Below are 19,402 nucleotides of genomic sequence, written 5' to 3' on the forward strand. Positions count from 1 at the left end.
AACGAATGATCTTTTTAATAAGATTTATTCGTTTCATTTTTTTCAGCTACATCCTTGGGCTGATTTTATAAGATTTGCTATCCTTTTGTACAAAATATTGGTAAAATATAAGTATCTCTAAGGATTGAGGAAAGGAAGTGAGAACGTGATACGAGGTATTCCGATTGAAACAATCTATCTATATACATTGTTCATTTGTGCTGGAATTGCTGTTTTACTTGTGATTTTTGGGGATGTCTTTGATTTTGACGGACCGATCGACCCAATGTTAGCTATTCCTTGGTTAGCATTTACTTCATTATTTGGCTACTTAGGAGAATATTTACTTGGGTGGAATCATTTAACACTATTTGTTGTTAGTGCAGTATTAGCGTCTATTCTTGTATTTTTCTTAAACTTTTATCTACTTATGCCAATGAAAAATGCAGAATCGACCATTTCGATTTCAGAGAAAGATATGGAAGGGAATATAGCGACGGTTGTAACACCGATTCCCGTCAGTGGAATGGGTGAAATCCAATTGAAAAGTGTCACAGGATCGATCAGCCGACCAGCTGCTTTCTATGCACCGCAAGAGCAACCAATCGAATGCGGGGCGCAAGTCTTAATCATTGAGATCAAAGAACGGGTTTGTTATGTAGTTCCTTACAAAGGAAGTTTACAATTATAAAAAAAGAAGGAGTAGATGAAGATGGAGTTAGGGATTTTAGGACCAATTGTTTTAGTTGTATTCATTTTACTGATGATGTTGATTGTCTTTATTTCAAAATATCAAACAGCAAAACCAGATGAAGCATTGATTATTAGTGGGAGTTACTTAGGAAACAAAAATGTACATGCCGATGAGCGTGGCAATAAAATAAAAATCGTTCGTGGTGGCGGAGCATTTGTGCTACCAGTCTTCCAACGTTCAAATCGTATTAGCTTGTTATCAAGTAAGTTGGATGTTTCAACGCCTGAGGTTTATACAGAACAAGGAGTTCCAGTGATGTGTGATGGTACTTCGATTATCAAAATTGGCTCATCCGTTGAAGAAATTGCGACAGCTGCAGAGCAATTCTTAGGTAAAACACGAGAAGAACTTGAAAATGAAGCGCGAGAAGTATTAGAAGGACATTTACGCTCGATCTTAGGATCAATGACTGTTGAAGAAATTTATCAAAACCGTGATAAATTTAGCCAAAGCGTACAAGAAGTTGCCAGTGTAGATTTAGCTAAAATGGGTCTGATCATTGTATCCTTCACGATCAAAGAAGTGCGCGATAAAAATGGTTATTTAGATTCCCTAGGTAAACCAAGGATCGCTCAAGTAAAACGTGATGCAGACATCGCTGAAGCAGAAGCATGGAAAGAAACACGTATCAAAAAAGCCGAAGCAGAAAAAGAGTCACAACAAGCAGAATTACAACGTCAAACTGAAATCGCAGAAGCGTCAAAAGAAAAAGAATTAAAACTAGCAACCTATAAAGAAGCACAAGATATCGCAAAAGCAAAAGCTGACCAAGCCTACAATTTAGAGACAGCTAAAGCCCAACAAGAAGTTATTGCACAAGAGATGGAAGTTAAAGTCATCGAGCGTCAAAAACAAATCGAGTTGGAAGAAAAAGAAATCGTTCGTCGTGAAAAACAATACGATTCAGAAGTGAAGAAAAAAGCGGATGCGGACCGTTATGCGAAAGAGCAAGAAGCTTTAGCACAAAAAGCCCGTGAAGTGGCCGAAGCCGAAGCTGAACGTTTCCGTGTAGAATCCTTAGCAGAAGCAGAAGCCAATCAAACACGTCTTGCAGGTCAAGCTGAAGCAGAGTCGATTTTAGCGCGTGGTGCTGCCGAAGCCGAAGCGAAACAAAAAATCGCCGATGCTTTCAAGGAATATGGCGAAGCAGCTGTGTTGAGTATGGTTATGGAAATGTTACCGCAATTAATGAAAGAAGCTGCGCAACCACTTAGCAATATTGATAAAATTTCAGTTGTTGATACAGGTGGCGGTGGTGAAAATGCGGGAGCAAACCGTATCACAAACTACGCTACAAACTTATTAGCAGGAACACAAGAAACATTAAAAGAAACAACAGGCTTAGATGTTAAAGAATTGATCGAAAACTTCTCTAAAAAAGGAACAAACAGTAATGTGAATTTTTATGGTGAAGATACATCTAGCGATAAAGAATAATAAAAAGTGGCTAAAATCGTGTATGATTTTAGCCACTTCTTTTACTTTTTACTCTCAGTATGTTCTTTTTCTATCTCTGCTTGTTTTTGTACTTTCTTTTTGAGCTCCTCTAATTCCTTTTCTTTTTTTGCAAGCTCAGCTAAATCTTCATCAATTTCATGCTTTTCTTCAATTGGTTTAGGTTTAAAGAAAAAATTCAGCCCGATTCCAATAAACGTTCCGATAAATGTATCAATCACTCTTGAGAGTGCAAAGTAAAACGATTCCCCCTGTGGGATACTTAAAGAAATCAGTAATAGCGTTGCGATTGCTGAGATGATCCCAGAATTGTTGTTCATACCGTCAGAAATAACGATTACGATGATTACCAAAAAGGGAAGGAAAAACAATTCTACCAAAAAATCATTAGAAAAAAGATCCTTCACTAAAAAGTACACGATAGCTAAACCGCCACCTAAAGTATTTCCGAGAATTCGAGATTTACCAAAAGTCAGACTAGTTGTTAAATCTTGTCGTAGTGAAAAAACAGCAGCGAGTGCTGCAATCATCGGAGCACCTCTATCAAGTACTTTAAATAAAATGATACATAACATAACGGCTAATGCCGTTTTTAATGTCCGCATACCTAAACGAAAAGGACCGACTTCCATGAGCTTTCTCTCCTATAATCAACATTTAATCAGTTTTCTATTTAATCATAACCGAAATAGAGGTAAAATTACTAGTATTAAAACAAAAGATTAATCATTTTATGAGGAGCAGTCAAATGAAAATTGGATTACGAACAGTCAAAACCGCCGTAAGTGCAACGTTATCAATGATCGTTGCAGGAAGTTTAGGTTTATTATACCCAGCTTCTGCTGGAATCATTTCTGTTTTGAGCGTTACGAATACGAAAAAAACATCTTTATTAACTGGATTGTATCGCTTACTTTCTTTAGCATTGGCTACGTTTATTGCCTATGTTTGTTTTACGCTATTTGGCTTTAATGCGATTGCTTTTGGTGTTTACTTACTTTTATTTATTCCCAGTGCTGTCTACTTTAAACTTTCAGACGGAATTGTCGTAAGTTCAGTTTTGGTGACACAATATTTAGTGGAACAAGACTTATCATGGATAATCATCGGAAATGAATTTTTATTAATGACGATAGGCGTTGGGTTTGCGTTATTGATGAATCTTTATATGCCGGATACTGAAAAACGTCTAAAAGAAGACCAAGAAGTGATAGAGACGATGTTTCGTAAAATTTTAAACAATATGGCAGCGTATCTGAATCAACACATTAAAGAACGAAATCTATTTGAAAAATGTAATGATTTAAAAGCCTTTATTCGGACAGGTGAGAATTGGGCAAAAAATCATGCAGAAAATCAACTGATGTCCTCTAATCATTATTATATCGAGTATTTTACAATGCGACGGTTACAAAGTAACAGCTTAAAAGATATGTTGCGAATTTTAGAAAATATCACAGTTGAGCCAGAACAAGTTGGGAATATTCAAGAGTTATTATTATATACTGCTGAAACTTTTGCAGAAAATAATGACGGACAGGACATTTTAGATCGAATTGATCAAGTATATGAAGTATATCGTAAAAAAGAATTACCGAAAACAAGAGAAGAATTTGAAAATCGAGCGCAGTTATTTCAGTTTTTACAACTATTTCAATCCTTTATAGAAATCAAAGCTGAATTTGCAAAACATCAAAATGAAAAATAGACGTTCGTAGTAGAAAAAGTATAAAGGAAATATTAAAGTTTCGTTACGGAATTCAAAATACCTAGTATTTGTAAAATCAAGGTGCTATACTTTCTTCAAGTTAAAAAAAGACGTTCTCTTAATTTGTAAAAATAAAAATGTTAACTCTTTAAAAAGGTGGAACCAGAATTAATGACTGAAAAATGGCGTGCAGATCAAGAATATATGTCTTATGTGGAAGATTTACTGGAAACTGAAGAAGTACAGCGTCTAGGGAACTATACGCAACATGTTCATTCAACTCGTTTAGATCATTCAATCAGTGTTTCTTATAATAGTTATAAATTAGCTAAACGATGGAATGGCGATGCAAGAGCAACTGCTCGCGCTGGATTACTACATGATCTGTTCTACTACGATTGGCGTACAACTAAGTTCGACGAAGGATCTCATGCATATATGCATCCAAGAATTGCGGTAAAAAATGCGGAGAAACTAACGGAACTATCAGATTTAGAACGTGATATCATTATTAAGCATATGTGGGGTGCAACAATTGCGCCGCCTAAGTACAAAGAAAGTTACATTGTTACTATGGTCGATAAATATTGTGCTGTCAAAGAAGCGTCAGAGCCAATGACCAATTCTCTAAAAGCCAAATGGCGTCAATATTTTCCAAGAAAACAATCTGTATAAAAAAACGATCCTCGTATGAGGATCGTTTTTTTATAAGGATGAAATCTTTGAGGATGTACTCATTTGCTCATAGTCTAATTTTTTTAATCTTTTTATTGATTTAAAATAAGAAGCCAGTAAAACAATCACCGAACCTGCCCAAGCAAGAGGGGAAGCTAAAGCGGCACCAACAAATCCTAATGAAGCAGTCAAAAAGATTGCAGCAAATGAACGCATAACTAATTCCATAATTCCAGCTAAAGTAGGAATAACGCTTTGGCCAAGCCCTTGTAACGTATAGCGAAGAATAAATAAAATTGCAAGCAACCAATACATACTTCCATTAACGTTAAAATACGTTTGTGAAAGATTCAGAACCTCTGTTTCTTTCCCGCTAATGAAAAGAGTTACCAAATTTTGACCAAATAATACCACGATGCCTCCTGCCAAGAGACTAAACCCAATGCTCATTGCTAAACATTGATTCACCCCTTGGAGAATCCGCTTGTATTTTTTTGCGCCATAGTTTTGTGCTGTAAAAGTTGCCATTGCAATACCAAATGACATCATTGGTTGGGTTGCAAATTGCTCGATTTTTCCAGCTGCGGCTTGAGCTGCAACGACGTCTGTCCCTAAACTGTTTAATGCCGCTTGTAAAATGATCGCACCAATCGCAATGATCGAAGATTGAAAAGCCATTGGTAAAGCAATAGCTAAATGCGCTCGAAATTCTTGTTTATCAAGTGAGAAATCTTTTTTTCGTAATTGAAGATTCGGTATTTTTCTGCGAATATAAATTACACACAAAATACTTGAGACGATTTGTGCTGTAACAGTCGCAACACCAGCACCAGCAACCCCCATATGGAAATTGATGATTAAAATCAAGTCTAATACAACATTAATAATACTAGCGATAATCAAAAATAACAAAGGCGTTCGACTATCTCCTAAAGCACGAATCACGTTTGATAGTAGATTAAATGCCATTGCACCAAAAATTCCGAAAAAAATAATCGAGATAAAAATCTGAGCATCATCAATTATTTCTGGTGGCGTTTGCATAATTAGCAACATCGGTCGAACGAAAATCAAACTCAACACAGTCAAAATAATTGTTACGATCCCGCTGATGATAATCCCAGTAGCAAAACTCTTTTTCACCCCACGATAATCTTGTCCGCCAAATCGTTGTGAGGTTAGGATAGAAAGTCCCGCTGTCAAACCTTGTGCAAAACCGATAATCAAAAATGTAATACTTCCAGTTGAACCAACTGCAGCTAAAGCATCTTTTCCTAAAGTTTGACCAACAATGATCATATCCGCCATATTATAAAATTGTTGGAATAAATTGCCGATCAATAATGGAATCGTAAAGAAAAAAATTAGTTTAGCAGGGTTACCATGTGTTAATTCTTTCAATGAAAACATCCTTTCATTTTGAGAGAATAATTCTTTGAACAAATTCCCTCAGCAGTTCTAACAAAAAAACAATTGTATAGTAATAGAAAGACGAAAGAAAAATAATAAAAATTTCCTATTTATAGTAGCATAAACGAGGTCATTTGCAAGTGCTTTATTCATGTAAATGAAAATTTCTTTTAAAGAGTCATTTTGATAGATTTAATTGAGAAGCTCTCATTTTTTTCTCGTTTCTTTTCGCAAAAATTGTTATAATTGACCAGCATGGATTTTAGAAGTGGAATGAAAGACGAATTGATGTAAAGAGAAGGGGATGAAATGGTGGAGCGTAAATTGAAAACCCCCATAAAAATCTGCGTATATATGATGAAGTGGTTCCTGATTACTTTATTGATTGGACTAATAATGGGGACTTTATCGGCATTTTTTTTGAAAAGTTTAGAGCTAGTAACACAAATCAGAGTAGATAACCCATTTTTGATACTCTTACTGCCATTTAGTGGTGCTATTTTTGCTTTCTTATATAAAAAGTACGGTAAAAATGCCATTCGTGGAAACAATCTAGTCATCGATCAGGCAAATGGAGAACAAGAGAATATCCCATTGCGACTCATTCCATTGACGTTATTTGGAACAATCACGACTCATTTGTTCGGCGGATCTGTTGGCCGTGAAGGAACGGCGGTTCAAATGGGGGGAGCTGTTTCAGATGCAGTAGGTAGGATTTTCCAACTAGACAAAGTGGAACGAGAAATAGTTATTATCAGCGGAATTAGTGCAGGATTTAGTTCAGTTTTTGGTACCCCTTTAGCCGGAACGATTTTTGGGTTAGAAGTTCTAATAATCGGGCGGCTCAGATCAGACGGGTTATTTCCTAGTTTTTTTGCGGCATTTTTTGCAAATTTTGTTACAGAGTCATTTGGTGTGACGCATACACATTATAATATGGGGCAAATACCGACATGGTCACTTTCTTTGTTTCTTAAATTAATGATTGCAGGTGTTTGTTTCGGTTTAGTAGGGTGGTTATTTAGTCGTTCAGTCGTTTGGATCAAAAAAATATATGCAAATTGGGTTGAAAATATCGTATTGCGCAATTTTATTGGTGGAATAATAGTAATAGCATTTGTGTTTATTTTGCAAACTCAACGGTATCTCGGACTAAGTTTACCTTTGCTAACTGACGCTTTTAATGGAGAGAATCATTGGTTTGATTTTATCGGAAAACTATTTTTTACAGTGTTATCACTTGGTGCAGGGTATCAAGGTGGAGAAGTAACACCGTTATTTGAAATAGGTGCGACTTTAGGTGGAAGCTTGGCATTGTTACTCCATGTATCTATTCCATTTTTAGCAGGATTAGGTTTTATTGGCGTTTTCTCAGGAGCTACGAATACACCTATTGCTTGTTTTATCATGGGGATTGAATTGTTCGGGAGTGATGCGGCATTATTTTTCTTTATGATTTGCTTAATCAGTTATATGTGTTCAGGAAATGCTGGGATTTATTCTGCGCAAAAAGTAGAGAGAGAAAAAGGGGTTTTGTTTTTACCTGTTTTAACAAATTGGCAAAATAAGAAAAGAAACTAGCAGACTTATGATAAACTAGAGAATGAGGTGAAGACATGAAAGATTATCAATATCCTTTAGACTTAGACTGGACAACAGATGAGATGGTGATAGTTACCAATCTATGGTCAGCAGTAGAACAAGCAAATGAAACAGGGATCGATACAAAAGTCTTTTTGAGTACGTATAAACAATTCAAAACGGTAGTGAAAAGCATTGGTGAAGAAAAGCGTTTAGGAAATGAGTTTCAAAAAGCATCTGGGTACTCGTTGTATCGAACACTTCAACAAGCAAAAAAACAAGAGTCAGGCAGATTGAAGCTAGGAGCTGATTAAATTGACTTCTCAAAAAATGATAGTAGAAATTCAAGAATGGTTAAAGGAAGCAGCTGCATTTATCCGTGTCAGTCTTGCTAATAAAGTTACAGTGTCTCAAAAGTCTAACAGAACTGATTTAGTCACAAATATCGATGAAGAAACGCAAACTTTTTTGATTAAGAAAATCAATAAGTATTATCCAAATGATTCTATTTTAGCTGAAGAAAAAGGATTCGATACGATCGAGTCACTTGATGGGAGAGTTTGGATCATTGACCCAATTGACGGCACAATGAATTTTGTAATGGAACAAGAAAACTTTTGCATCATGATTGCTGTGTATGAAAATGGTGTGGGGAAATTGGGCTTTATCTATGATGTCATGAAAGACGAGCTATATTGGGGAGGCAAAGATCTAGGAGTTTTTGTAAATGATCAAAAGTTGCAACAGCCCAAAGATCGTGCTTTGTCAGATGGTTTGATAGGTATGAATGCCTATATGTATGGAAAAAACATTTACGCAGCTGGTGAAATTGGTCATGCAAGTATGGGCATCAGAGTTAGTGGATGTGCTGGCATCGAGTTGATTGCGATGCTTAAAGGAAATCATATTGGCTATATTTCTAATTTAAGTCCTTGGGATTACGCAGCGGGGTTAGTCTTGATAGAAGAGTTCGGCTTTAAGTACTCTGATATAGAAGGAAAACCATTAACTTTTAGCAAACGTGAATACTTTTTGGCAGCTTCACCAACTGCATATACTCAGATTCAAAACGATTTTGTTCACAAATCATGAGAAATCACCTAAATATACAGTAAGAAAAAAGCAATATTTTAACTGAAAACGTTGCTTTTTTTCTGTAAATGTGTTATTTTTTCAAAAAAAGGCAATAAAATATGAAGTTTTCACAACTTTTGAAAGCTTTAGACTATATTTCATGAAAAAGATTTGGTATAATAAACAGTCGGATTTAATGAACAAGTGACGTAAGGCAAAAGGATAAGGAGCAATTACATTGAAATACAGAGAAGATATTAGAAACGTAGCAATCATCGCCCACGTTGACCATGGTAAAACAACATTGGTTGATGAACTATTGAAACAATCACAAACATTAGATGGTCACACACAATTACAAGAGCGTGCAATGGATTCAAACGCTATTGAAAGCGAACGTGGAATCACGATCCTAGCTAAAAATACTGCTGTTGATTACAATGGCACTCGTATTAATATTTTGGATACACCTGGACACGCGGACTTCGGTGGTGAAGTTGAACGTATCATGAAAATGGTAGACGGTGTCGTATTAGTTGTCGATGCTTACGAAGGAACGATGCCTCAAACTCGTTTTGTATTGAAAAAAGCATTGGAACAAAAAGTAACACCAATCGTCGTTGTAAATAAAATTGATAAACCATCAGCACGTCCTGAGCATGTTGTTGACGAAGTTTTAGAATTGTTTATCGAATTGGGTGCAGATGATGATCAATTAGATTTCCCAGTTGTCTATGCATCAGCGTTAAACGGAACTTCAAGTGATTCTGATAATCCAGAGGATCAAGAGCCAACAATGGCACCAATCTTTGATCAAATTATTGAACATGTACCAGCACCAATCGATAATTCTGAAGAACCATTACAATTCCAAGTATCATTATTAGACTACAACGATTATGTTGGACGTATTGGTATTGGCCGTGTGTTCCGTGGAACGATGAAAGTTGGAGATCAAGTTGCTTTAATGAAATTAGATGGCAGCGTGAAGAATTTCCGTGTTACTAAAATCTTTGGTTTCTTTGGTTTGCAACGTGTTGAAATCAATGAAGCAAAAGCTGGTGATTTGATTGCAGTATCTGGTATGGAAGATATCTTCGTTGGTGAAACGGTTGCCGACGTGGCACATCAAGAAGCGTTACCGATTCTACACATCGATGAGCCAACTTTACAAATGACATTCTTAGTAAATAACTCTCCGTTTGCAGGTCGCGAAGGTAAATACGTTACTGCTCGCAAAATTGAAGAGCGATTAATGGCGGAATTACAAACTGACGTATCATTACTTGTAGAACCAATCGGACCAGATTCTTGGACTGTATCTGGTCGTGGTGAGTTGCATTTGTCAATCTTGATTGAAAATATGCGTCGTGAAGGATATGAGTTACAAGTTTCTCGTCCAGAAGTTATTGAACGTGAAATCGAAGGTGTGAAATGCGAACCGTTTGAACGTGTTCAAATCGATACTCCTGAAGAATACATGGGTAGTGTTATCGAATCATTAAGCCTACGTAAAGGTGAGATGCAAGACATGATCCACACTGGTAATGGTCAAATTCGTTTGATTTTCTTAGCACCAGCTCGTGGCTTGATCGGTTACACAACTGAATTCTTGTCAATGACTCGTGGATATGGAATCATGCATCACACGTTTGATCAATACCTACCGATGATCCAAGGAACAATTGGTGGACGTCACCAAGGTGCGCTAGTATCAATCGATACTGGTAAAGCAACGACTTATAGTATTATGAGTATTGAAGAACGTGGAACAGTTTTTGTAGAACCAACGACTGACGTTTACGAAGGAATGATTATCGGTGAAAACAACCGAGATAATGACTTGACTGTAAACATCACAAGAGCAAAACAAATGACTAACGTTCGTTCTGCAAACAAAGACCAAACTTCTGTAATCAAAAAAGCAAAAATCCTTACATTGGAAGAATCTTTAGAATTCTTGAATGAAGATGAATATTGTGAAGTAACACCAGAAAGTATTCGTTTAAGAAAACAAATTCTTAACAAAAACGAACGCGAAAAAGCTGGTAAAAAGAAAAAAGTAGCTGAATAATTTAAGCTAATTTAATTAAAAGTAGAAAGATAGGACAAAACTGTATAAGTTTTGTCCTATTTTTGTGGATAACTTTCAATTGAAAATGAAAAAAAAAGCGTATATTAATTTAGAAACCTTGATAAATAAAGCTTTTAGAATTCCAATCAACTATTGATGTGTTTCACAAATGCGGAATTGTTTCACGGCCGTGTGAATCCTGTCTTGAATTGCTTTATAACGCATGCTAAAATAACAACCAGACACATAGAACGGAGAGAATTTCATGATTGACACGAAAGATTTATTAAAAGAAAAATTTGGATACGACGAATTTCGTCAAGGACAAGAAGAAATCATCAATCATGTTTTGAATAAAGAAAATGTTTTGGGAATCATGCCAACTGGCGGAGGTAAATCAATCTGCTATCAGTTGCCAGCGCTTATACTTGAGAATTTAACTTTAGTAATTTCACCATTGATTTCATTAATGAAAGACCAAGTTGATGCATTGAATATGATGGGAATTCCTGCTACCTTTATTAATAGTACGATTTCACAACAAGAGATGAATAAACGTGTTCAAATGGCTGTGGATCGCGAAGTGAAGCTTTTATATGTCGCGCCTGAACGTTTAGAGTCCTTTGATTTTCAACAGCTACTCCTACATGTCCCAATCGATTTGTTAGCAGTAGATGAGGCCCATTGTATTTCTCAATGGGGACATGATTTTCGACCTAGTTATTTACGTTTAGCGGAGATTATTGAACAGTTTCAGCAACAGCCAGCGGTTATTGCGTTAACTGCTACCGCAACACCTCAAGTAGCGGAAGATATTCTTAAACAATTGCATATACCAAAAGGAAATCAAGTGCAAACGGGTTTTACACGTGAGAATTTATCCTTTCAAGTTGTGAAAGACCAGAATAGAGATGTTTTTCTTTTAGAATACTTAAAATTAAATCATGAGCAGTCTGGGATTGTATATGCGAGTACTAGAAAAGAAGTTGAACGAATCTACCATCTGCTTCAGAGCAAAAAAATTGCTGTTGGTATGTATCATGGGGGAATGAATGAGAAAGAACGGAATCATAATCAAGAAGAATTTCTATTTGATAAACTCCAAGTGATGGTTGCAACGAACGCGTTTGGTATGGGAATCAACAAAAGTAATGTCCGTTTTGTCATCCATGCTCAAATTCCTGGAAATATCGAATCTTACTATCAAGAAGCTGGTCGAGCGGGACGAGATGGACTTCCCAGCGACGCTGTTTTACTTTATGCGCCACAAGATCTTCAGATTCAACAATATTTTATTGATCAATCTGAAATGACGATCGACTACAAGCAAAAAGAATATATGAAACTAAGAGAAATGTCTCAATATGCAAATGCTCAAATGTGTCTTCAAAAATTTATTTTACGCTACTTTGGTGAAAAGGGAACGGATTGCGGACGCTGTTCAAACTGTTTAGACGAACGAGAATTAGTGGATATCACAGTAGACGTTCAAAAGGTTCTGTCTTGTGTGAAACGAATGGGAGAAAAGTTTGGAAAAGGGTTAGTCGGAAAAGTTCTAACAGGCTCAAAAGACCAAAAAATCGATCAATGGCGTTTTGATCGCTTGCCTACGTATGGATTGATGAAAGATCGGACACAAAAAGAGGTCAATCAATTGATCGATTATTTAACCGCTGAAAGATACTTAAATCCATCAGATGGACAGTATCCGCTGTTATCTGTTTCGCCGACGGGTGTGCAAGTGCTATTAGGACAACAGACTGTGTTTAGAAAAGAAGATCAACGTGTACGCAAAGTGGTAGTCAATGATGGTCTCTTTGAAACGCTGAGAGAATTAAGGATGGATCTAGCTCAAGAAGCTGGTGTACCACCTTACTTGATATTTTCAGATAGTACATTGAAAGAAATGTGTGAAAAACTCCCTAAAAATTCAATTCAATTACTACAAGTAAAAGGTGTAGGACAAAATAAATTGGATAAATACGGAGAAAAATTTTTATCTGCGATTGAAACGTTTAAAGAAACGGAAGAAAAAAATCCTAACATGCAATAAACAATAAAAAAGTTAGAGTTGGACTCTAACTTTTTTATTTAGGATAAACGGCAAAACGTTCATCTTTTAATGGAATGATTTGGATATGCTCAGCATAAAAAGTTGCTAATTTTTCTTCATTAAATAATTCAGATTGTGTCCCCTTGGCGAAAATTTCCCCATCTTTCAAGAGCATCAAATGATGAAAACAAGGTAATATCTCTTCGGTATGATGCGTTACATAAAGTAGGGTCGGGTGATTTTTTTGTTCCGCAATTTGTTGGATTTGGGACAGGAGTTTCTCTCTAGCGAATAAATCTAGCCCGTTACAAGGTTCATCTAGAATTAACAATTCTGGGTTAGCCATTAAAGCTCTAGAAATTAAAACCAATTGACGTTCACCTTGAGATAAAACTTCGTATTTTTTCCCGATAAGAGATGCGCCGCCAGCATTTATCAGAATAGTTTTTGCTTGCTCTAGTTCTTCTTCTGTATAATGCTGATAAATGCCAATGCTTGCAAATTTTCCGGAAAGAACGATTTTTTCGGCAGTTTCTCTGTTTTTCATCTTGTATTGTAAAGCAGTACTCACCCAACCAATTCGCCGCTGTAACTCAGGTATTGAAGCTTTTCCAAATACTTGATCTAAAACCACTAAACGTCCTTTAGATGGCCAGAGATAGCCACAGATCAATTGCAAGAGCAGTGTCTTCCCAGCGCCGTTCAATCCAAGTATCGCCCAATTTTCAGATGTTTTGACAGACCAATTTACGTTATTTAACAATGCTTTTTTATCCCGAATAAAAGAGACGTTTTCAAACTCAAATGCTTTCATACTCACTCCTCCTTTTTTTTATTTTACCACTAAAAAGAGAAGATAGAATAGGCTTGATTGAAAAAAGTTGAAAGAAGAAAACACTGTCAAGAAAATTTCATTGACAAAGCTTTCAAACCCTTGTATAATTGCTTTTGTTGCGTTATGAGGTGATGAATATGAAATGGTCTTTATTAGAACTTAATAAATACAAAGACAAACCGTGCGATTTTTCAGAGACACTTGATTTGAAAGCGTCGCTGATGAAAAGAGATAATTTGATTCTAGATGTTAGTCCTGTTAAAGCAACCGGGATTTTAACGGTAGGAAAAGAAGAATATTTACTGCACTATAGAATTGATGTTATTGTTACAGTGCCATCTTCACGTTCTTTAACACCTGTTCCTCTTACACTTGCAATTGATGTTGATGAGGTATTTATGACTCCAGAACAATATCAGCAAAGAGATGAACGTTTGGCGGATGAGGAAATCATTTTGTTGGAGAAACCAACAATCGATTTAGATGAATCAGTCGAAGATAACATTTTATTGTCTATCCCGATTCAAGTATTATCGGAAGATGAGCAAACCAGTCAAGAGATGCCTAAAGGCGATGATTGGGAAGTTTTATCAGAAGAAGATTACTTGATGAAAAGACAAGAAGAAGCACAACAAACAACGGATCCTCGTCTTGCTAAACTATCCGAATTATTCAGTGAAACATCTGATGAGGACGAAAAGCAGTAAGATTGGAATATATCGTGCATTTTATGCACACATCTTTACAAGGAGGTGGAACACCAATGGCAGTACCAGCTAGAAGAACTTCAAAAGCTAAAAAGGGCAAACGCCGTACTCATTACAAATTAACAATCAAAGGTTTGAATGCATGTTCAAACTGTGGTGAAATGAGAAAAAGCCATCACGTATGTCCAGCATGTGGACATTACGATGGAAAAGACGTAATCTCTAAAGAAGCATAAAACATTTTTTAGAAATGTTAAAATCCCCTAGGCTAACCATGGAGCCTAGGGGATTTATTTTAATTATGATTACGTTTTTTACTCGACATTTATCTGTGATTGTCTAAATTCTAAAAAATAAACACAAGTAAATAAAATTAATCAAACTATTTTGTTTTCATATAAAGCATTCTACGTTATAATGATGTAGATTATAAGAAAATTCTAATGAACTTTTTTTCAAAGATAGTGGGAGGATACAAGATGACAAAACAACAATTTGGCGTAGTCGGAATGGCCGTAATGGGAAAAAATCTGGCTTTAAATATTGAGAGTAGAGGATACTCAGTTGCTTTATTTAATCGCACAGGTTCAAAAACAACGGATGTCGTTGAAGAGCATCCAGATAAAAATTTTAAAGCGACTTATACTATTGAGGAGTTTGTAGACTCTATTGAAAAACCACGTCGTATCATGTTGATGGTTCAAGCTGGTTTTGCAACAGACGCAACGATTCAAGAGCTATTACCTCACTTAGATAAAGGGGATATTTTAATCGACGGAGGAAACACATTCTTTAAAGATACGATCCGTAGAAATGAAGAATTGGCTAACTCAGGAATCAACTTCATTGGAACAGGTGTTTCTGGTGGTGAAGAAGGTGCGTTAAAAGGTCCTTCTATTATGCCTGGCGGCCAAAAAGAAGCGTATGAATTAGTTGCTCCGATTTTGGAGAAAATTTCTGCCAAATCAGAAGATGGCGAACCATGTGTAACTTACATCGGCCCGAATGGTGCAGGTCATTATGTGAAAATGGTCCACAACGGAATCGAATATGGTGACATGCAATTGATTGCAGAGTCATATGATCTAATGAAAAATATTCTAGGTGTATCAGTAGATGAAATGGCTGATATTTTCAAAGAGTGGAATCAAGGAGAATTAGATAGTTATCTTGTAGAGATCACAGCGGATATATTAACTCGTAAAGACGATGAAGGAACGGGTAAACCAATCGTTGATGTAATTATGGATGCTGCTGGAAATAAAGGGACAGGTAAATGGACAAGCCAAAGTGCTTTAGATTTAGGCGTTCCATTACCATTGATTACTGAATCTGTTTTTGCTCGTTTCATTTCTGCGTACAAAGACGAACGTGTTAAGGCAAGTAAAGTATTAGCTAAGCCTGAAGCTCCTGCTTATCAAGGTGATAAAAAAGAGTTGATCGAAAAAATTCGTGAGGCGCTTTATTTTAGTAAGATTATGAGCTATGCACAAGGCTTTGCACAACTACGTGTTGCTTCAGAAGACTATGAGTGGGATTTGCCATTTGGTGAGATTGCTAAAATTTGGCGTGCGGGTTGTATTATCCGTGCACAATTCTTACAAAAGATTACGGATGCCTATGACAAAAATCCAACAATCGAAAACTTACTATTGGATGAGTACTTTGTTGACATTACTAAAAAATATCAACAATCTGTTCGTGATGTCGTTTCGATCGCTGTGCAAGCGGGCGTCCCAGTTCCAACATTTGCCTCAGCAATTGCGTATTATGATTCTTATCGTTCAGAACGCTTACCAGCGAATCTGATCCAAGCGCAAAGAGATTACTTTGGAGCTCACACGTATCAACGCACTGATAAAGAGGGTACTTACCACTATAGTTGGTATAACGAACAATAATATGTTGGAAAACCATGGGATTCAAAAGATTTCTCATGGTTTTCTATCTGTAATATGATAAAAAGCAGGTTGTTGCTAGCTTTTTGAGTTGAAAGTGGGTATAATAGGTAGGCTTTAAGATAGCTTTTAAAGAGAAAGGACAAATAACCAATGAGTAATATTCTAATTATTGAAGATGAGAAGAACTTAGCACGTTTTGTAGAACTGGAGTTGAAACATGAGGGTTATACTACAGAGGTTCACTACAATGGACGTACTGGTTTAGAAGCGGCTTTGAATAATGATTGGGATGCTATCCTTTTAGATCTAATGTTGCCTGAGTTGAACGGGCTAGAAGTTTGTCGACGTGTACGCCAAGTGAAAAACACACCAATTATTATGATGACAGCAAGGGATTCAGTAATTGATCGAGTATCTGGTTTGGATCATGGAGCGGACGACTATATAGTAAAACCATTTGCTATAGAGGAATTGTTAGCGCGCTTACGCGCATTGCTTCGCCGAATCGATATTGAAGGGGATAAAAACGTAGCAAAACAAACAACGATCACGTATCGTGATTTAACAATCGAAAAAGAAAATCGTGTTGTACGTCGTAATTCAGAGATGATTGAATTAACTAAACGTGAATATGAATTGTTATTGACATTAATGGAAAATGTTAATGTTGTATTAGCGCGTGATGTACTGTTGAATAAAGTTTGGGGTTACGAAACAGAAGTTGAAACAAATGTTGTTGACGTTTATATCCGCTACTTACGTAACAAAATTGATGTTCCAGGCGAGGAGAGTTACATTCAAACTGTTCGTGGAACAGGCTATGTGATGCGCTCGTGAAAAAATTCAAAATGAGAAAAGCAACAAGAAAAGAACTGAAGGGGCCTTCTTTGACAATAAAGTGGGCTTCTGCAAGTTCTTTCTTCATATTTGTAGTATTTACTATTTTTGCTGTGATTACCTATAAGTCATCGGTCAATCTTATTGTTGAGAAAGAACGTGAAAATGCAGAACGAACAGTTGCAGAAGTGGGCAATCGCTTAGCGAATGTGAGTAGTAATCTAACGATATCGGAAGTCTACGAAAAATTAAAAACACCTAGCTTTGATGAGAATGTCTTAGATAGTAAAAAAGTTACCGTTGAAGGATCGCTTATGGAGATGGACACTATGCTATCTGAATTAGGACAGCCTGCATTGTTTTTATCAGTTTATGATAAGGAAGGCACTTTAGTATTTGAAACACAGAAAGTTAGAAGTGAGTTAGTTAAAAAGGAAAAACAAGTTGCTGAGATTAAAACATTAGATGATAAGACAGGCTTTTTAATTATTCAACCTGTTTATTCTAAGGAAAACAGAGAACAGACTGGGTACATTCAAGCGTTTTATGAATTATCTTCATTTTATGACATTAGAAATCGATTATTATTAACGCTGATTACCTTAGAAGTAATATCGTTGATTTTAAGTAGTGTACTTGGCTTTATTTTATCCACATATTTCTTAAAACCATTAAAGGTGCTGCGAGATACAATGGACACGATCAGAAAAGACCCTCAGTCTGATATTCATATGCCAGATATCCACTCTAATGACGAGCTGGCCGATATTGCAGAAATCTTTAATGAGATGTTGGATCGGATGAGACGTTATATTGAACAACAAGAGCAGTTTGTAGAAGATGTATCTCACGAGTTGCGTACACCAGTTGCAATTATTGAAGGGCATTTGAATTTACTAAACCGTTGGGGGAAAGATGATCCAGAAGTGTTGGAGGAGTCATTAGAAGCAAGTTTACAAGAGATTGCCCGTATGAAGAGTCTTGTTCAAGAAATGTTGGACCTTTCACGTGCGGAACAAGTAGATGTGCAATACCCAAATCATACATCGAACGCCAAGCAAGTCGTTTATCAAGTGTTTAATAACTTTAAGATTCTATATCCAGATTTTGTTATAACATTGGATGATGATCTATTGCATGAGGTGACATTAGGAATTTATCGAAATCATTTTGAGCAACTCTTAGTTATTATTTTGGATAATGCAGTGAAATATTCGACAACGCGAAAAGAAGTCCATATCTCCATTTCAAAGACATTGAGCGAATTCGAAATTGCTATCCAAGATTTTGGTGAAGGAATCACAGAAGATGATTTGGATAAAATATTTAATCGTTTTTACCGAGTGGATAAAGCGAGAGCGAGAAATAAAGGTGGAAATGGATTAGGGTTGTCGATTGCTAAACAACTAGTCGAAAACTACAAGGGAAGAATAGATGCAGAGAGTGTAATCAATCAAGGAACAATCTTTAGAATTCATATTCCTATAGTAGAAAAAAGAGAATTGCAAGAGTAGGTGGTTATTAACCACTTGCTCTTTTTAGTTTAACCGAATAATCCAATCGGTATTCAATAGAAACGATATAGAAAAAGCGAATGCTTAAATGAAGTTTGAGAGATTCGTTCGCTAAGAAAAAAAAGACATGAAAATCGTCATTTTCTAGTTGCATTTTACGATAAGTATTGTTATATTTATACATGTTCTATTGAATGTTTTTTAAGTTTTCTAGCAAGCAAAAAAATATTTTTTTCTGCTTGACGGAAAGAAGATAACTATGATAGAATAACAAAGTCGTTAATTTGAAAACAGCTAAAACATCTTTATAAATAAAGAAAAAAGCAGTTGACAAATAACATACAACCTGATAAACTAATGAAGTTGTCACGAAACACTCGACAACATCAAGCAGAAAAAAACTTTGAAACTTTTTTTAAAAAGTGTTGACATCGAATCGAAGATTTGATATGATATAAAAGTTGCTGCGAGGTAACACAGTAGACCTTTGAAAACTGAACAAAGTAAGACGAACCAAATGTGTAGGTTGTTTTTACAACGGTAAAAACAAACAACAATTTTTAACAAAGCGAAGCAATATGCTAGCAAACAAATGAGCTTAACAATCGCAAGATTGTGTTCAACTTTTATTATGAGAGTTTGATCCTGGCTCAGGACGAACGCTGGCGGCGTGCCTAATACATGCAAGTCGAACGCTTCTTTTCTACCGAGTGCTTGCACTCATTTGAAAAGAGGAGTGGCGGACGGGTGAGTAACACGTGGGTAACCTACCCATCAGAGGGGGATAACACTTGGAAACAGGTGCTAATACCGCATAATAGTCGACACCGCATGGTGTTGATTTA

General features: G+C 36.2%; 17 protein-coding genes and 1 rRNA gene. 15 read left to right on the forward strand and 3 right to left on the reverse strand.

The window, feature by feature from the left end; genetic code table 11:
* The first annotated feature begins 145 nt into the window (after positions 1-145).
* Positions 146-670 (forward strand): NfeD family membrane protein, encoded by a 525-nt coding sequence (locus I586_RS10000; RefSeq protein ID WP_010765248.1) that lies wholly within the window; start codon positions 146-148, stop codon positions 668-670.
* A gap of 21 nt (positions 671-691) precedes the next feature.
* On the forward strand, positions 692-2,170 hold the full coding sequence (locus tag I586_RS10005) for a flotillin family protein (RefSeq protein ID WP_010765247.1): 1,479 nt from the start codon (positions 692-694) through the stop codon (positions 2,168-2,170).
* A gap of 41 nt (positions 2,171-2,211) precedes the next feature.
* Here I586_RS10005 and I586_RS10010 read toward each other — a convergent pair whose 3' ends face one another.
* Positions 2,212-2,820, reverse strand: coding sequence for an FUSC family protein (locus tag I586_RS10010; RefSeq protein ID WP_010765246.1), 609 nt, complete (start codon positions 2,818-2,820; stop codon positions 2,212-2,214).
* A gap of 116 nt (positions 2,821-2,936) precedes the next feature.
* Between I586_RS10010 and I586_RS10015 the strand changes: the two genes are divergently transcribed.
* Entirely contained in the window at positions 2,937-3,896 is a 960-nt protein-coding gene (locus tag I586_RS10015; protein ID WP_010765245.1) for an aromatic acid exporter family protein, read from the forward strand.
* A 171-nt stretch (positions 3,897-4,067) separates the two neighbouring features.
* Positions 4,068-4,571: an HD domain-containing protein gene (locus tag I586_RS10020; RefSeq protein WP_010765244.1), complete on the forward strand. Its 504-nt coding sequence runs from the start codon at positions 4,068-4,070 to the stop codon at positions 4,569-4,571.
* A 30-nt stretch (positions 4,572-4,601) separates the two neighbouring features.
* On the opposite strand, the gene I586_RS10025 is transcribed toward I586_RS10020, so the two are convergent.
* Positions 4,602-5,972 (reverse strand): MATE family efflux transporter, encoded by a 1,371-nt coding sequence (locus I586_RS10025; protein WP_010765243.1) that lies wholly within the window; start codon positions 5,970-5,972, stop codon positions 4,602-4,604.
* A 321-nt stretch (positions 5,973-6,293) separates the two neighbouring features.
* Between I586_RS10025 and I586_RS10030 the strand changes: the two genes are divergently transcribed.
* From I586_RS10030 to recQ, 5 genes are all read left to right on the forward strand, one after another.
* Positions 6,294-7,562 carry a voltage-gated chloride channel family protein gene (locus I586_RS10030; RefSeq protein WP_034702272.1) on the forward strand — a complete coding sequence of 423 codons (1,269 nt, stop codon included), beginning with the start codon at positions 6,294-6,296 and terminating at the stop codon, positions 7,560-7,562.
* 35 nt (positions 7,563-7,597) lie between these two features.
* On the forward strand, positions 7,598-7,876 hold the full coding sequence (locus I586_RS10035) for a UPF0223 family protein (RefSeq protein ID WP_010765241.1): 279 nt from the start codon (positions 7,598-7,600) through the stop codon (positions 7,874-7,876).
* 16 nt (positions 7,877-7,892) lie between these two features.
* Positions 7,893-8,654 (forward strand): inositol monophosphatase family protein, encoded by a 762-nt coding sequence (locus tag I586_RS10040; RefSeq protein WP_034702275.1) that lies wholly within the window; start codon positions 7,893-7,895, stop codon positions 8,652-8,654.
* A 220-nt stretch (positions 8,655-8,874) separates the two neighbouring features.
* The gene (typA, locus tag I586_RS10045; RefSeq protein WP_010765239.1) at positions 8,875-10,710 is read left to right on the forward strand and encodes a translational GTPase TypA; all 1,836 of its coding nucleotides are present in this window, start codon (positions 8,875-8,877) and stop codon (positions 10,708-10,710) included.
* A gap of 265 nt (positions 10,711-10,975) precedes the next feature.
* On the forward strand, positions 10,976-12,763 hold the full coding sequence (gene recQ / locus I586_RS10050) for a DNA helicase RecQ (RefSeq protein WP_010765238.1): 1,788 nt from the start codon (positions 10,976-10,978) through the stop codon (positions 12,761-12,763).
* A 34-nt stretch (positions 12,764-12,797) separates the two neighbouring features.
* On the opposite strand, the gene I586_RS10055 is transcribed toward recQ, so the two are convergent.
* Complete coding sequence (locus I586_RS10055) at positions 12,798-13,577, reverse strand: ABC transporter ATP-binding protein (RefSeq protein WP_010765237.1); 780 nt, start codon at positions 13,575-13,577, stop codon at positions 12,798-12,800.
* A 158-nt stretch (positions 13,578-13,735) separates the two neighbouring features.
* Between I586_RS10055 and I586_RS10060 the strand changes: the two genes are divergently transcribed.
* From I586_RS10060 to I586_RS10085, 6 genes are all read left to right on the forward strand, one after another.
* Positions 13,736-14,305, forward strand: coding sequence for a YceD family protein (locus I586_RS10060; RefSeq protein ID WP_010765236.1), 570 nt, complete (start codon positions 13,736-13,738; stop codon positions 14,303-14,305).
* Between the two features lie 56 nt (positions 14,306-14,361).
* Positions 14,362-14,541 carry a 50S ribosomal protein L32 gene (gene rpmF / locus I586_RS10065; RefSeq protein ID WP_010763436.1) on the forward strand — a complete coding sequence of 60 codons (180 nt, stop codon included), beginning with the start codon at positions 14,362-14,364 and terminating at the stop codon, positions 14,539-14,541.
* 243 nt (positions 14,542-14,784) lie between these two features.
* The gene (gene gndA, locus I586_RS10070) at positions 14,785-16,206 is read left to right on the forward strand and encodes an NADP-dependent phosphogluconate dehydrogenase (protein ID WP_010765235.1); all 1,422 of its coding nucleotides are present in this window, start codon (positions 14,785-14,787) and stop codon (positions 16,204-16,206) included.
* 150 nt (positions 16,207-16,356) lie between these two features.
* Positions 16,357-17,043 carry a response regulator transcription factor gene (locus tag I586_RS10075; RefSeq protein ID WP_010765234.1) on the forward strand — a complete coding sequence of 229 codons (687 nt, stop codon included), beginning with the start codon at positions 16,357-16,359 and terminating at the stop codon, positions 17,041-17,043.
* A gap of 11 nt (positions 17,044-17,054) precedes the next feature.
* A complete protein-coding gene (locus I586_RS10080) occupies positions 17,055-18,557 on the forward strand; it encodes a HAMP domain-containing sensor histidine kinase (RefSeq protein ID WP_034702277.1) in 1,503 nt (500 codons plus the stop codon).
* Positions 18,558-19,184: 627 nt separating this feature from the next.
* Positions 19,185-19,402: ribosomal RNA gene (locus tag I586_RS10085) — 16S ribosomal RNA — on the forward strand; the annotation flags it as partial.

This window comes from Enterococcus moraviensis ATCC BAA-383, from assembly GCF_000407445.1.
Taxonomy (GTDB): domain Bacteria; phylum Bacillota; class Bacilli; order Lactobacillales; family Enterococcaceae; genus Enterococcus_L; species Enterococcus_L moraviensis.

Coding starts and splice junctions, on each gene's coding strand:
- I586_RS10005 (WP_010765247.1), top strand. CDS start 692: ATGGAGTTAGGGATTTTAGGACCAATTGTTTTAGTTGTATTCATTTTA.
- I586_RS10010 (WP_010765246.1), bottom strand. CDS start 2,820: ATGGAAGTCGGTCCTTTTCGTTTAGGTATGCGGACATTAAAAACGGCA.
- I586_RS10015 (WP_010765245.1), top strand. CDS start 2,937: ATGAAAATTGGATTACGAACAGTCAAAACCGCCGTAAGTGCAACGTTA.
- I586_RS10020 (WP_010765244.1), top strand. CDS start 4,068: ATGACTGAAAAATGGCGTGCAGATCAAGAATATATGTCTTATGTGGAA.
- I586_RS10035 (WP_010765241.1), top strand. CDS start 7,598: ATGAAAGATTATCAATATCCTTTAGACTTAGACTGGACAACAGATGAG.
- I586_RS10040 (WP_034702275.1), top strand. CDS start 7,893: ATGATAGTAGAAATTCAAGAATGGTTAAAGGAAGCAGCTGCATTTATC.
- recQ (WP_010765238.1), top strand. CDS start 10,976: ATGATTGACACGAAAGATTTATTAAAAGAAAAATTTGGATACGACGAA.
- I586_RS10055 (WP_010765237.1), bottom strand. CDS start 13,577: ATGAAAGCATTTGAGTTTGAAAACGTCTCTTTTATTCGGGATAAAAAA.
- I586_RS10060 (WP_010765236.1), top strand. CDS start 13,736: ATGAAATGGTCTTTATTAGAACTTAATAAATACAAAGACAAACCGTGC.
- rpmF (WP_010763436.1), top strand. CDS start 14,362: ATGGCAGTACCAGCTAGAAGAACTTCAAAAGCTAAAAAGGGCAAACGC.
- gndA (WP_010765235.1), top strand. CDS start 14,785: ATGACAAAACAACAATTTGGCGTAGTCGGAATGGCCGTAATGGGAAAA.
- I586_RS10075 (WP_010765234.1), top strand. CDS start 16,357: ATGAGTAATATTCTAATTATTGAAGATGAGAAGAACTTAGCACGTTTT.
- I586_RS10080 (WP_034702277.1), top strand. CDS start 17,055: ATGAGAAAAGCAACAAGAAAAGAACTGAAGGGGCCTTCTTTGACAATA.